Below are 13,958 nucleotides of genomic sequence, written 5' to 3'. Positions count from 1 at the left end.
ATGAGCAATAAGGCTGTGAATGTCCTTAAATACATAGTGATGTTAGGCGTCACAGGGACACTTCTATGGATATCCTTTCAAAACATAGAAGTTGCCGAAGGGGAAAGTAAACGGGAATTTATAGGGAAAGCCTGGGTATCAGCTGATAAACTTTACCTCATGTTATCAGCCATAGCAGCCGTACTCAGTCATGTTGTACGGGCGGAACGATGGAAGCTTCTGCTCAAACCCCTGAACCATCCTTTAAGCCTCAGAGATGGATTCATCTCTGTAATGGTAGGATACTTTATTAACCTGGCCATTCCGAGAGGAGGAGAAGTATCGCGTTGTTATACCTTGTATCGTCTGAATAAAACTCCGGTAGATATATCTATCGGTACTGTGGTAGCAGAACGAGTAATAGACCTGATATTTTTATTATTACTAATAGGCACATCCTTTTTAGTCCAGCTGGACAATTTGTTATACTTCTTTGGGAAAATAAACCTTGATGAAACGGCCCCTTCTGAAGAAGGTGGTTCAATGACGTTATTTATAGGTGTTGCCTTGTTTGCGCTTGGTCTTTTCTTCGTTATTTATTACGTCTATAAATCACACCGGTACTTTACGTTGAAATTGTTGTCTAAATCCAGAAAGGCTTTCAAGGGGGTAAAGAGTGGTGTATTGGTTATTTTCAGGCTGGATAGTAAAGTTAATTTCATCCTCTATTCATTATTGATCTGGGTGTTATACTATCTTATGAGTTATTTCATTCTCATGGCTTTTCCGGAGACTTCCACTATTGGTTTGCTGGCCGCTCTCACCATATTTGTTATTGGAGGCATAGCGATGGCCATACCACTACCGGGTGGGGCAGGCAGCTACCATGTGCTGGTGCCATTGGGGTTGGTAATATTATATGGCCTGGAGCAGGACATTGCTGTGGCTTATACGTTTATACTTCATGGGTGGCAGACAGCGATCATCATCCTTTTCGGAGCATTGTCTCTTTTTCTTAGTCAGTATTATAGAAATAAAAGTGAGCACGGCAAGTAAAATAAAATACCTGGAAGAAGCCAAAAAACGGATGAATGAATGGCAGGGTGCAGGTCAAAAAGTAGTTTTTTCCAATGGATGTTTCGACATCTTACATTTAGGTCATATTGATTACCTGGAAAAAGCACGTAACCTTGGAGATCGTCTGGTTGTGGGATTAAATACGGACCAGTCTGTACGAAAACTTAAGGGAGAAGAAAGGCCTGTAACAGATGAAATATCAAGAGCCAGAATGCTTGCCGCACTGGAATTTGTGGATATGGTGGTGCACTTTTCCGATGATACGCCTTATAGTCTTATAAAAGAACTAAAACCGGACATTCTCGTAAAAGGAGATGACTATTTGGCAGAAAATATCGTTGGTGCGGATATTGTAATCTCAAATGGTGGAGAGGTGAAAACGGTGTCTTTGGTACCTGGCTATTCTACCTCCGGCATTATTAACAAGATCAAAAATCTATAAAAAGAAAGGAGAAATACAATCATGGGAATTTGGATAATAATTATTGTATTTGGGATCATAAGTTTTGCGGTCAGCTCAAGGTTGAAAAGCAAATTCAAGAAATATTCACAAGTGCCTTTACGAAAGGACCTGTCCGGCGCCGAAGTTGCCCAGCTGATGTTGGCTGATCATGGCATACATGATGTAAAAGTGACAGCTGTACAAGGCCGCCTGACGGATCACTACAACCCTATGAACAAAACGGTTAATCTAAGCGAAGAGGTATATCATGGTAGAAATGCTGCAGCAGCAGCGGTGGCATCTCATGAATGCGGCCACGCGGTTCAGCATGCTACAGCTTACAGCATGCTCGAATTTCGTTCTGCTATGGTGCCTTTGCAAAATGCCAGTGCTAAAATTTTGAATGTGATCATGATGGTTATGCTCTTTGGAGGTATGTTCCTATTCAGTGCATTTCCTTATGAACTTGTATTATTGACCATTATAGGTGCTTATGGTGTGATGACATTATTCTCATTTGTGACACTGCCTGTTGAGTTCGATGCAAGTAAACGCGCATTGGCCTGGGTGCAAGGTAGAAACATTGTGGATAGCGGAGAATACGACATGGCAAAAGATGCTTTAAAATGGGCAGCTATGACCTATGTAGTAGCGGCGATTGGATCACTCGTAACATTACTTTATTATATCAGTTTGTTTTTAGGAAATCGTGATTGAAGCTGATTTTAAATAAGTTGTAATTTTGAGGCCCGCAAATATTTGTGGGCTTTTTTTGTTTATAAAGTAATACTAAACCACTTGAAGAAAATGAATTTTGAATTGACCGAAGAACAATTGGCTGTACAGGCTGCTGCAAGAGATTTTGCCCGAACGGAGTTATTACCAGGAGTAATTGAAAGAGATGAAAAGCAACAATTCCCGGCAGAGCAGATCAAGAAGATGGGAGAATTGGGCTTCATGGGAATGATGGTAGATCCTATTTATAATGGAGGGGGTATGGACAGTGTTTCTTATGTCCTTGCCATGGAGGAGATCTCTAAAATTGATGCCTCAGCCTCTGTTTGTATGTCAGTAAACAGCTCATTGGTATGTTGGGGACTGGAAACCTATGGCACGGAGGAGCAAAAGCAAAAATACCTTACCAGGCTGGCTACCGGTGAAAAGATAGGAGCTTTTTGTCTTTCTGAACCTGAGGCCGGCTCAGATGCCACGAGTCAACGAACTACGGCTGAAGATAAAGGTGACCACTACCTGCTCAATGGCACCAAGAACTGGATTACGAATGGGAATAGTGCCAGTATCTATATCGTAATTGCTCAGACAGACCCGGAAAAAAAACATAAAGGGATCAATGCGCTTATCGTGGAAAAAGATATGGAAGGATTCGTAGTAGGCAAGAAAGAAGATAAGTTAGGCATTAGAGGTTCTGATACGCACTCCTTAATGTTTACAGATGTGAAGGTTCCAAAAGCCAACAGGATTGGAGAAGATGGTTTTGGCTTTGCATTTGCTATGGCCTCATTAAATGGAGGTAGAATTGGTATTGCATCTCAGGCGCTTGGTATTGCTTCGGGGGCTTATGAATTGGCCCTGGCATATTCAAAGGAAAGAAAGGCCTTTGGTAAAGAAATTTCACAACATCAGGCAATACAATTCAAACTGGCTGATATGGCTACGCAAATTGAAGCAGCCCGTTTACTTTGTCTTCAGGCCGCCAGTTTGAAGGATCAAAAGAAACCTTACGCGCATGCAAGTGCAATGGCCAAACTTTTCGCCTCACAGGTGGCCATGGACACGACGGTAGAGGCAGTACAAATTCATGGCGGATACGGATTTGTAAAAGAATACCATGTAGAGCGCTTAATGCGTGATGCAAAAATCACTCAGATCTACGAAGGCACGTCAGAAATTCAACGAATTGTAATCGCCAGAGAGCTGCTCAAAGGCTAAAAACGCCGTTTCTCAAAAAAATCATACTATTCTTAGAATAGTGCATGTAAGTTAATTGTTTATTTTTATATTAGTGTATTGAATTAATGCACATGGTTAATGGAAGATTACAACAAAATAATTGAATCCTTAGGAATTAAGTATGTCAAGTCCAATAACGTTAAGGTAACAAATCCCTTTACTATCAAGGATTTTAAGGATACTGAAAATGTCATACTTATTCTCAAAAAAGGACTTGTCTACTTCGGCAAAAACAAGGAATTGTTAAAAGAAGGTCATGCATTATTCATTCCCGCGCATCGTCTGACACCAATACATTTTGGTGAGGTTACTGAGAAAACTACTGTGTTGGGAATGGAAGAGTTTGGCTTCAAACAGGCAGAGTTTTTCAGGACGTCCAACTTACAGGACATCACCGGAACTGTGGCTGCAGACTTTAGTATGATTGTTTTTGAGACGAAAGTATTTGACACGGTTAACTTTTTCACTGCGCTTGACATTCCTGCATTCTCACTTGAGAATACACGAGTGAACTCGTTATTATACGAGATCATCACTGAGGAAAGTCAGCAAAAAGAAGGGAACCAACGAGCTATTAAGACGAAAACCGAACTATTGGTGATCGAGTCTATTCGACACATCATCGACAACAGGATGTTCGTTGAGCAAATGGCCACTAACAGTACCTATTTTAAAGACCCACGTTTGATCACTTTATTCAAGTATATCAAGGATAACCTTGGAGGTGAACTGACTAATAAGGTTTTATCTGAAGTAGCAGAAGTATCTGAAGATTATGTAGGTCAGTATTTCAAAACGTTGACAGGTATTAATCCTCAGGATTACATCGAATATCAACGGATGGAGTACGCTGTCAAATTACTACGTACTACTAAAATGAGTATCAGGGATATCGGCAGATCATGCGGATATAAAGATACTGCTTATTTCTGTAGACGTTTCAAAATGATGTACGGCATACCAGCAGGAAAAATGCGTAAGCGTGAGACATTAATGAATGTTTAGCGACTTATTGAAGTCATAGATTTTCTCGGAGATCTCAATCAGGAGATTGGGATCTTTTTCTATGGCATTGCCTATAACGATCATATCTGCGCCGGCCTCCAGCGCATGTTTCGCTTTTTCCGATGAATTGATGCCGCCGCCAACGATTAAAGGCGCATCAATAGACCTTCGTACCTTGCTGATCATCCTTGCCGGGATAGGCTGCCTGGAACCACTACCTGCATCCATATAGATCAGTTTCAGGCCCAGCATCTCACCGGCCATAGCAGTACAGGTAGCCACAGAATCTTTATCAGGAGGAATGGGCCGGGTATTACTCATGTAAGAGACGGCAGAAGTACTTTCTGCATTCACCAGCATATAACCCGTAGGTAATATTTCCAGCGAACTACCTTTTAAAATAGGTGCTGAAACTACATGTTGACCGATCAAGAGGTCAGGATTTCTGCCGGAGATCAAACTCAAAAACAGAATGGCATCTGCGCGGATATCAATTTGCATTGTATTTCCTGGGAAGAGTACCACAGGAATGTCCGTAAGATTTTTGATGGTTTTTACTACCTGTGAAAGATTATTGTTAGTCATAAGACTCCCTCCCACGAAAAAAAAATCTACATAGCACTCTTCACTCATAGGCAGTAGCTGCTTCAGGGAAGATAGGTCATCTACTTTATCCGGATCTATTAAGATCGCCAGGGACTTTTGCCTTTTAACTTTTCTTTCGTTCAGTATGTTCAGTATCGACATGGATCGAATTTATCTCTTGTAAATAATCTGTCAATTTCTCTTTGGCCAAAGAAAGTAAAAAAGTCATTAATTGTGACAAAATAAAATTCCGGGTATTCGCAAATCGAGAGGGTTTTGCCAGGTTTGTAGGTTTATTTGCCTTATTTGCTGTCTTTTCTCCTAGTAAGGAACGCGTCACAACCCATGCCAACGCCAGGCTTCCACCAATAAGCACCACTCTAAAGGCCACCTTTTTTGACTTTTCTACTGCAAATGATATATCTTTTTCAAGCGCCTCTTTGTGCTTATTCGAAATATCTTTCAACTCTTGTATTTTTTTCGACGAATTCATCGATCTAAGGCTTGTTTCTTTTCAACACATCACTCAGCTTATCTTCAAAAAATGTATCCAGCTTCAAGAAATCTTTCATAAGATACAATAGGATGAAAACAACGAGGTAAAATCCCGAAACCATTAAAAAGCCCAGCCCCAGGTTGTCCACAGCATGCCCAATGAACAATGCTATTGCTATATTCAGGAATAAAAAGAAAAGCGCCATAAAGAATATCAAAAGCAAGGCAACTATCCCTTTAGAAATTCCCTGCGCCAGTTCCGCCTTTATTTCGATCTTGGCGATCTCAATTTTGGATTCAACCAGACCTATAAAGTGCTCAACAATATTATCCAGCTTCAAGAAGTTCAACAACCCTTTTTTTTCAGACATGCCTCTAATAATTCAATTAAAGATAGCAAATGACATAGACAATATTGGCATGTGCTTCTATGCGATTGTAAGACGAAATGAATGCTCAAATAATGTAAAGCTTAACACCTCAGGTAAAATGATAACGTACGGAAGAATACTTAATGCTGGCTTGCTATCAGGCTGATTTTCTTAGTTCTGCCATAGACAGTTCCTTCTCCTTTATCTTCGCTGCCAGTTCTTTGGCGTGCTGCTTATTTTTAGAGTATTTGATATGTCCCGGGACACCTTTCAAGTCATAAATAAGGCCCAGCCAGCTTAATATTTTCAATCCATAGTACGTGATATCAATTTCCCACCAGAAGAACCCCTGCCTTGCAGCCACTTCGTAGTAATGATGATTATTGTGCCATCCTTCACCAAGTGTTAACAATGCAAGCCAAAGACTGTTTTTGGATTCATCCCCTGATTCGTAACGTTGCTTACCGAATTTGTGCATGATGGAATTAATAGAGAAAGTACCATGATAGGTGATCACTGTACTCAAAAAGAAACCCACGAAAAGTGTAGAGAGTCCATGATGTGTGAACATGAGCAAGATACTACCCCCATTGACCCATGCACCAAGTGCGGTGACAATAAGTGCCAAAGTAACCGGAGGCACCAAATAGTGCTTATTTAGCCACATTAATTCAGGGTATTTGGCATAATCACCAATGGTTTTATAATCTGTTTTTTTATAATCAGGCCCTATGATCCAGCCTACATGAGAATACCAAAACCCGTAAAGTTTCATGGAATGCGGATCTGAAGGAGTATCGCTGGTACGATGATGGTGACGATGATGTGCTGCCCACCATAGCACTCCTTTTTGAGCGGAGGTTTGAGCCATAAAAGCAATCACAAACTGGAACCAACGTGATGTTTTATACGACTTGTGGGAAAAGTACCTGTGATACCCTCCGGTAATCCAGAACATTCGGAAAAAGTAAAGGAAAGCACAAACGATCCAATCGAAAAGTGTGGCTCCGGTTAAAAGTGCAAATAAAGGGAGCAAATGCACGATCAGGAACGCTATTTCCTGTTTTAGTAAGGGCTTATTCCTAACTTCCAGTGTTTCATTATTCGACATCATACGTTCTTTTAGCCTCTTTGAATGAGCAAAATTACTGATTTATTTAATGAAGAGAAAAAGTGCATGCTCCGGTGGCTATGAGTTTAACAAATCTTTCGGGAGTAAACAGAGGCCGGATGGTTTTATCAGAATGCCATTACTTCTTTTTTTCTGAAAGTACAGATTTGATCTCATTAAGTTTTAATAAGGCTTCAACAGGAGAAATAGTGTTGATGTCCAGTGCATCTATCATCTGCTGAACTTCTTTGAACCTGGGATCGGCCTCAAACAGACTCATCTGATAGTTTGCTTTAGGCACTTCTTTGAGCTTTTCAGAAGTATCATTTTTATGCTTGTCTTTTTCGAGAAAGCGCATGATCTCGTTTGCCCGTATTACCACCCTGTTGGGCATGCCTGCCAGCTGCGCTACATGGATACCAAAGCTATGTTCGCTACCTCCTTCTTTCAATTTTCTCATGAACAAGATCTTATCACCTGCTTCCTTTACTGAAACATTAAAATTCCTGATCCTGGGAAAGTCTTCTGTCAGCTGGTTCAGTTCATGGTAATGCGTAGCAAATAACGTTTTTGCACGATGATCCCTATGATTATGTAAATATTCTGCAATGGACCAGGCAATGGATACCCCGTCATAGGTACTGGTACCCCGACCTATCTCATCCATTAACACGAGGCTTCGATCTGAAAGATTATTCAGAATACTGGCGGTTTCGGTCATTTCTACCATAAAGGTAGATTCTCCTTTGGACAGATTATCCGAAGCCCCCACACGTGTAAAGACCTTATCCACTCCTCCAATGGAAGCGCTGTGGGCAGGTACAAAGGAGCCCATTTGGGCGAGTAATACAATGAGTGCTGTCTGCCTGAGCAGGGCAGATTTACCTGCCATATTCGGACCGGTTATGATCATGATCTGCTGCTGATCGTTATCCAGGAAAACGTCATTGGGTACATAAGTTTCTCCTACAGGCAGTTGTTTTTCAATGACCGGATGTCTTCCTTCTTTGATATCAATGACGGTGGAATCATTCACTTGCGGCTTTACATAATTGTTATTGGCAGCTACCATCGCAAAAGAAGTGAGACAATCCAGCATGGCCAGAATTCGAGCGTTTTGTTGCACCTGGGTGACATAATCTCCTGCCTGGGCGATCAGGTCCTGGAACAAACGTTGCTCTATGACGATGAGCTTGTCTTCCGCATTGAGTATCTTCTCTTCATAAACTTTAAGCTCTTCGGTAATGTACCTCTCGGCATTTACCAGAGTTTGTTTACGTATCCATTCCTCCGGTACTTTTTCTTTGTGCGCATTGCTGACTTCAAGGTAGTAACCAAACACTTTATTATAAGCTATCTTAAGTGATGGAATGCCTGTGCGTTCTATTTCACGCCGTTGTATTTGTAGTAGAAAATCTTTACCTGAAAAGGCTATTTTCCGTAATTCATCCAGTTCCTCATCGACACCATCTTGAATGATGTTGCCCTGATTGGACACGATAGGCACCTCATCTTTAAGCTCTTTTTCGATCCGTTCTAATAAAAACTCACAGGGATTGAGCTGATCCCCCAGCTTCTTTAGCGGCCCTACTTTGCATCCTGTTAGTGACGTTTTGATAGGCGCCGTATAGGAAAGCGCTTTCTTTAACTGCAGCATTTCACGCGGGTTGATCCTGCCCACTGCCACTTTAGAAATGAGTCGCTCTACATCCCCTATGTGTTTAAGGGATTGGACCACCTCTTCCAGGAGTTCTTCATCTTCACGAAAGGCTTCCACCACCATAAGCCGCTCCCGAATAGCCGTGAGTTCTTTTAATGGCAGTACCATCCATTTTTTTAACATACGTGAACCCATAGGCGTGACAGTGGCATCGAGTATATCAATGAGCGGTACTCCTCCGTCATGCTGGGCATAAACCAATTCCAGGTTACGGATGGTGAATTTATCCAGCCATACATATTTGTCTTCGTCTATGCGGGATACGGATGAGATGTGTGACATCTCTTTGTGCTCCGTTGCTTCCAGGTAATGCAATACAGCGCCTGCTGCGGTAATGGCTTCTTCCATTCCTTCGATGCCATATCCCTTGAGCGATGTCGTTTTGAAGTGCTCGATCAACTTTTCATAGGAAAAACTGAAATTGTATATCCATTCATCCAAGTGGTGCGTGAGATATTCGTCTCCAAACAGTGTGCTAAAATCATCACGGTCGGACTTACTCATAATCACTTCAGAAGGATTAAAGCCCTGGAACAGTTTAGAAACGTATTCCCTGGAACCCGTGGAGGTCATGAATTCACCTGTAGACAGATCAAGGAAAGAAACGCCGACCTTATCTTTTCCAAAAAAAACGGACGCCAGGAAATTATTTGATTTCCTGTCCAGCACATTATCATTAAAAGATAGTCCGGGTGTTACCAATTCGGTGACTCCCCGTTTTACAATGCCTTTAACAGATTTTGGGTCTTCCAATTGGTCACAAATGGCTACCCGGTTGCCCGCCCTTACCAATTTTGGCAAATAGGTGTCCAACGAGTGATGCGGAAAACCGGCCAACTCTATGTGTGAGGCTGCTCCATTGGCCCTTTTGGTGAGTACAATGTCCAACACCTTACTGGCCCGGATAGCATCTTCTCCAAAAGTTTCATAAAAATCGCCCACACGAAACAGGAGTAAAGCACCAGGGTACTTCGCCTTGATAGCGTTGTACTGCTTCATTAAAGGGGTTTCTTTAGGATCTTTTACCTTGGGCATAAGTGGTTGCAACGAAGTCACAAATATTCATTTTTTTACAGGGATAAGCAACCGGCAAGGACCTTCCCTAAGGTGCTTCTAAGGTGGTTTTACCGACCTTGTTATTCCAATTCAATAAATCATTCTGACAAGTTCCGGAAAAAACCTGATCGTGATTTATGGAATCCGGGTGGCTGGAACATCTCATCCGTATCAAGTCAACAAAATGAACTATTATGACTATATTGAAAATCCTAACTGGCTTCAGTTTAGCGGAGCGTAATTTATGCCTACCAATTTTTTAGTAATGCTAAACTGAGAAGTCTGTGACTTCGGAATAAATCAAGGAAAGCGTTTTTCAGGAAGCTCACAGGGCATTATCACACCCATGGATATCGGAAACTTTGCTACGTGTGGAAGTATATACACTTCCATTTCACCTGACAAATGAACTACCGCAACATGAACGGGCCTTAGCGACTTTAAGAGGCCTAAAATAGAGGAAATACGTATCTTGAAACCTGTAATGGGATGTCCTACTTTATCATACCCTCACCCAAACAAGTCCGCCGCGGATTATTGAAGATCAGGAAGGAAACAAGCCAGCATTGTAATGCAGGTACGAAGCTAACGTTTTATCCAAAGGTAAGCCGCGTCTTAGTCTCCCGGATCAGTGCGTGCGGTGTCTTCAAGATATGCTGTCGGTCCTCACTTTTTAAAGCCTGCGGCTTGTTCTTTTGTTAAGGAAATCCAAATGACCCATGAAAACGTTATCTTTACAATCAGCATCAAGGATCGAAATTATGGAAAAAGTGATTGGAAAAGAGTTGATCAGTCATCTACTGTTGTTAGAAAACGATCAGCAAGAGAAGGTTCTTACCTATATAAAAGATTTACTTAACAAAGATGAGATGAACCGTAGAGCGGACGTTTCGGAACGTGATATAGCCGAAGGTAAGACCATTACATCATCTCAGTTTAACAAAGATTTTGAAAATTGGAAGAAAGCGAAACGCAACTCCGTTACCCGGTAGAATTTACTTATTAGGCAAACATCCACTTCTATGACGTAGCTGAATATCTTTTTGAACATTACTCCCTTGATCGAGCTGATCGGATAACTACCTCCCTCAAGGATAAAGCCCTTAGTTTAGATAAGTTTTATCATCGTGGTTCGCCAGAACCTCTTTTATCCCATCGTCCACAAGGCTATCGTTACCTTCTTTTTGAGCGGAGTAAAGGCAAGTTTATCAAGATCATTTACCATGTAGATAAAACCTTAAAAAAGGTCTATGTAACAGATTTTTTTACTACAGAAAAGGATGATTCGGAAATAGTAGAAAGGAATACGTAATCTATCTTGGTTTTGAAAAAAGATAGGTGTCGTTATGCTCTTGTTTAATGACTATGGTTCCGCATAAATCAGTAGCTCGGGTGTTAAAAAAGAGAAACAATCGCTATGCCTTTGGCGAGTGATAGGTTTTTTTTAGGATTCTTGGTCGGTTTAAGAACCCCAACGGAAGGCAATGAAAGCAAATAAGTTGCTACAACCCTACCTGGCTTCAGTTTAGCGGAGCGCAACTTATGCCTACCCATCCTTTAAGAATGATGGACTGAGAAGTCTATGACTTCGGAATAAATCAAGGAAAGTGTTTTCAGGAAGTCCATAGCGTAATGAGTAATACATTTTTGCAAAGTGCTTCTATTGGCCTGGCTATTCCAATCCAATAAATCATTCTGATAAGTTCCGGAAAAAACCTGATCGTGATTTATGGAATTTGGGCCGTTGGAACATCTCATCTGTATCAAGTCAACAAAATGAACTATTATGACAACATTTAAAACATCAAGTTTAGCCCTGATAGGAGGGGTTATGCTTATCACATCTTCCCCCAGGTCTGTTCAAAAGGTGCAGACCGCCTTTTCGGAAGCTATTACCGTTTGCTACACACCAAGAGGTTGCGTATTTCAAACACTTTTTGGTGAGCAAGCCTCGCCACATATTGATGGCTATTTACCTTCCGAAGCAATTACGGCTTCCCTGGAAAATGGGCTAAGCTGGATCATACAGGCGCAGCAGCATAATGGTGGTTGGGGTGCCGGCACTCACCAGCGACAGGATGTACTAGACCCACATGCTGTACAGGCCGATCCGGCAACTACCGCTATGGTGGCCATGGCGCTTTTAAGAACGGGAAATACATTGGAATCAGGTGAATATCCGGAACAATTGAAGAAGGCATTATTTTATTTATTAGATGCTGTAGAGTCAACTCCTGATAATCGTTTGAAGATCACAACGCTTTCCGGAACGCAGATCCAGACCAAATTAGGAGATAATATTGACGCAGTACTGACAGCACAGTTTTTTTCAAATATCATACCCCACCTGGATAATGATCAGCTAAAGCAACGAGCGAAAAACAGCCTGAACGTATGTGTGGATAAGATACAGGAGGCCCAGGATGCAGATGGTAGTTTCAAAGGTTCCGGTTGGGCAGGTGTATTGCAATCATCCCTGGCTACAACGGCTTTGGAGTCTGCTGAATATGAAGGAGCAGAAATAGACGAAGTGGTGCTGGAAAAGGCCCGTGACTATCAAAAAGGCAATTATGATGCGTCGTCCGGGAAGGTTAAGACAGATAAAGGTGCCGGAATTGTTTTGTATTCCGTATCAGGTTCCGTTCGTTCCAGCGCTAAAGAAGCCCGTAAGGTCAAAGAGGCGATGCAAAAAGCTAAGATAAATGGGGAGTTAGAGGAGGACGCTGACGTATCTGTGGAGAATTTGATGGATATAGGATACAGTCGTGAAGAGGCGGCAAGGTATAATACTGCCTACCAGGTATATGAGTCTTCTAAAAATACTGCCCAGGAAGACCGGGTAATGAGTGGTTTTGGTAATAATGGGGGCGAAGAGTTTTTGAGTTATTTACAAACCGGTGAATCTTTAGTGGTAAATGATGACAAGGATTGGGAACAGTGGTATAAAGACATCTCCCATCGACTGTTGTCCATACAAAATGAAGACGGTAGTTGGAATGGTCACCACTGTATTACCAGCCCTGTTTTTTGCACTGCCACCACTTTATTAACGCTTTCCATTCATAATGACATAGAACGTTTGACTACTTTGGGGAGGGGTTGAGCAGAGTGCGAAGAGCCTGGGGCATAGCGTTTAATGGATATTGATAAGGGTATAACCCGGCCTTTATCGTGCAGAGAACAAGGTCATAGGGTAAAAAGGAATAGAAACCGAACTACAAACCTCAAAATGAGTGCCAAATGGAGCACTCATTTTGAGGTTTGTAGCTTTCTTAATACTTATCTCATACACTTTGTAGTATTCAAACCGGACGTTTTTCCTATTATCTGATTTTCCGAGAAAAGCCTTTTATTAAGAGATAGAGCACATTTTATGAGTTTTAACTTCTATACCAATGAGAGGGGTTGAATGGTTTAGTTAAAACCAGGTCAAACGGATCGATTTTTCTTGAAGTTACCCGCTTTGTTTTATATGTATTCATTTCTTTAAAGAGCACAAAGACCCGAAAGCTATGTTCCGGCAGATTTACTTTATCAGGTTGATGATATTTTGATAGAACTGGTTTTATTATCGTAATTTAAACCGAAAACATGCTTTAATTTGTAGCTGTGGGCATCCCCGCTTCCAAGACGAATCAATAATTGTCTGCCTTCATAATTCTGACCGTCATAAAGCACTAGGACAATATGTGCGTTTGTCTCCGAATTGTTGACATAGACCTCTGATATTGCGTTATCAAGATCCATTGTATAGTCCTTCGGAAAATCATACCATTTATCCGGGTCATAAGGCCACCTTCCCCTGGTATAAAGCTTAGTATTACTGTTTGAACGTAAGCGTCTTAAACTTTTTTTATTCCAGTGACCATGATAGGAGACCTCGGCCTCCATCCAATAATAGTCGATAAAAAAATACCTGGGCCCTCCGGTGACATGACTGTAAAAGTCGACATAACTGGGGCCGTCCGGTAACCTGTATTGTGTTGCCATCTGCCGTGAAGTGATCCCCGGTGTTGGTTGAACTTCGTCCGATATAAAGGGCCGGTAGGCAAAAGCCTCTGCCTCTTCTTTATTGTCAAACAAATAAAGCTTGTCCTTCTCTAACATATTGAAACCATTTTCAGCCAGGCGGATCCGTTTTTCATC

Annotated in this window: 13 protein-coding genes; 7 read left to right on the top strand and 6 right to left on the bottom strand. The window is 41.6% G+C overall.

Annotated features, from left to right (window positions below; all coding sequences use genetic code 11):
• The 5 genes from FNH22_RS05155 (at window position 1) to FNH22_RS05135 (ending at window position 4,474) form a co-directional block, all read left to right on the top strand.
• On the top strand, window positions 1-1,035 hold the full coding sequence (locus FNH22_RS05155) for a lysylphosphatidylglycerol synthase transmembrane domain-containing protein (protein WP_143397267.1): 1,035 nt from the start codon (window positions 1-3) through the stop codon (window positions 1,033-1,035).
• A 31-nt stretch (window positions 1,036-1,066) separates the two neighbouring features.
• Window positions 1,067-1,498, top strand: coding sequence for a D-glycero-beta-D-manno-heptose 1-phosphate adenylyltransferase (rfaE2, locus tag FNH22_RS05150; protein WP_255517991.1), 432 nt, complete (start codon window positions 1,067-1,069; stop codon window positions 1,496-1,498).
• 21 nt (window positions 1,499-1,519) lie between these two features.
• Window positions 1,520-2,215 carry a zinc metallopeptidase gene (locus tag FNH22_RS05145; protein ID WP_143397265.1) on the top strand — a complete coding sequence of 232 codons (696 nt, stop codon included), beginning with the start codon at window positions 1,520-1,522 and terminating at the stop codon, window positions 2,213-2,215.
• 90 nt (window positions 2,216-2,305) lie between these two features.
• Entirely contained in the window at window positions 2,306-3,448 is a 1,143-nt protein-coding gene (locus FNH22_RS05140) for an acyl-CoA dehydrogenase (RefSeq protein WP_143397264.1), read from the top strand.
• A gap of 99 nt (window positions 3,449-3,547) precedes the next feature.
• The gene (locus FNH22_RS05135) at window positions 3,548-4,474 is read left to right on the top strand and encodes an AraC family transcriptional regulator (protein WP_143397263.1); all 927 of its coding nucleotides are present in this window, start codon (window positions 3,548-3,550) and stop codon (window positions 4,472-4,474) included.
• On the opposite strand, the gene FNH22_RS05130 is transcribed toward FNH22_RS05135, so the two are convergent.
• The 5 genes from FNH22_RS05130 to mutS all read right to left on the bottom strand — a co-directional run bounded on the left by FNH22_RS05130 (window position 4,460) and on the right by mutS (window position 9,791).
• Entirely contained in the window at window positions 4,460-5,221 is a 762-nt protein-coding gene (locus FNH22_RS05130; protein WP_143397262.1) for a geranylgeranylglyceryl/heptaprenylglyceryl phosphate synthase, read from the bottom strand. The two genes, FNH22_RS05135 and FNH22_RS05130, sit on opposite strands and share 15 nt — an antisense overlap.
• Window positions 5,184-5,552 carry a hypothetical protein gene (locus FNH22_RS05125; RefSeq protein ID WP_143397261.1) on the bottom strand — a complete coding sequence of 123 codons (369 nt, stop codon included), beginning with the start codon at window positions 5,550-5,552 and terminating at the stop codon, window positions 5,184-5,186. The genes FNH22_RS05130 and FNH22_RS05125 overlap by 38 nt, the downstream gene beginning before the upstream one ends.
• A gap of 4 nt (window positions 5,553-5,556) precedes the next feature.
• Window positions 5,557-5,925 carry a phage holin family protein gene (locus FNH22_RS05120; RefSeq protein WP_143397260.1) on the bottom strand — a complete coding sequence of 123 codons (369 nt, stop codon included), beginning with the start codon at window positions 5,923-5,925 and terminating at the stop codon, window positions 5,557-5,559.
• Window positions 5,926-6,082: 157 nt separating this feature from the next.
• Window positions 6,083-7,039, bottom strand: coding sequence for an acyl-CoA desaturase (locus FNH22_RS05115; protein WP_143397259.1), 957 nt, complete (start codon window positions 7,037-7,039; stop codon window positions 6,083-6,085).
• 136 nt (window positions 7,040-7,175) lie between these two features.
• Entirely contained in the window at window positions 7,176-9,791 is a 2,616-nt protein-coding gene (gene mutS / locus FNH22_RS05110) for a DNA mismatch repair protein MutS (protein ID WP_143397258.1), read from the bottom strand.
• Window positions 9,792-10,531: 740 nt separating this feature from the next.
• On the opposite strand from mutS, the gene FNH22_RS05105 reads away from it, so the two are divergent.
• Complete coding sequence (locus tag FNH22_RS05105) at window positions 10,532-10,804, top strand: hypothetical protein (RefSeq protein ID WP_143397257.1); 273 nt, start codon at window positions 10,532-10,534, stop codon at window positions 10,802-10,804.
• Between the two features lie 794 nt (window positions 10,805-11,598).
• Complete coding sequence (locus FNH22_RS05100) at window positions 11,599-12,915, top strand: hypothetical protein (RefSeq protein WP_143397256.1); 1,317 nt, start codon at window positions 11,599-11,601, stop codon at window positions 12,913-12,915.
• Between the two features lie 431 nt (window positions 12,916-13,346).
• Here FNH22_RS05100 and FNH22_RS05095 read toward each other — a convergent pair whose 3' ends face one another.
• On the bottom strand, window positions 13,347-13,919 hold the full coding sequence (locus tag FNH22_RS05095; protein ID WP_143397255.1) for a hypothetical protein: 573 nt from the start codon (window positions 13,917-13,919) through the stop codon (window positions 13,347-13,349).
• Window positions 13,920-13,958: the final 39 nt, after the last annotated feature.

The sequence above is a fragment of the Fulvivirga sp. M361 genome (assembly GCF_007097395.1).
GTDB lineage: Bacteria > Bacteroidota > Bacteroidia > Cytophagales > Cyclobacteriaceae > Fulvivirga.
The sequence above is the reverse complement of the archived record's forward strand: the minus strand, read 5'-3'. Positions and strand labels throughout refer to the sequence as shown.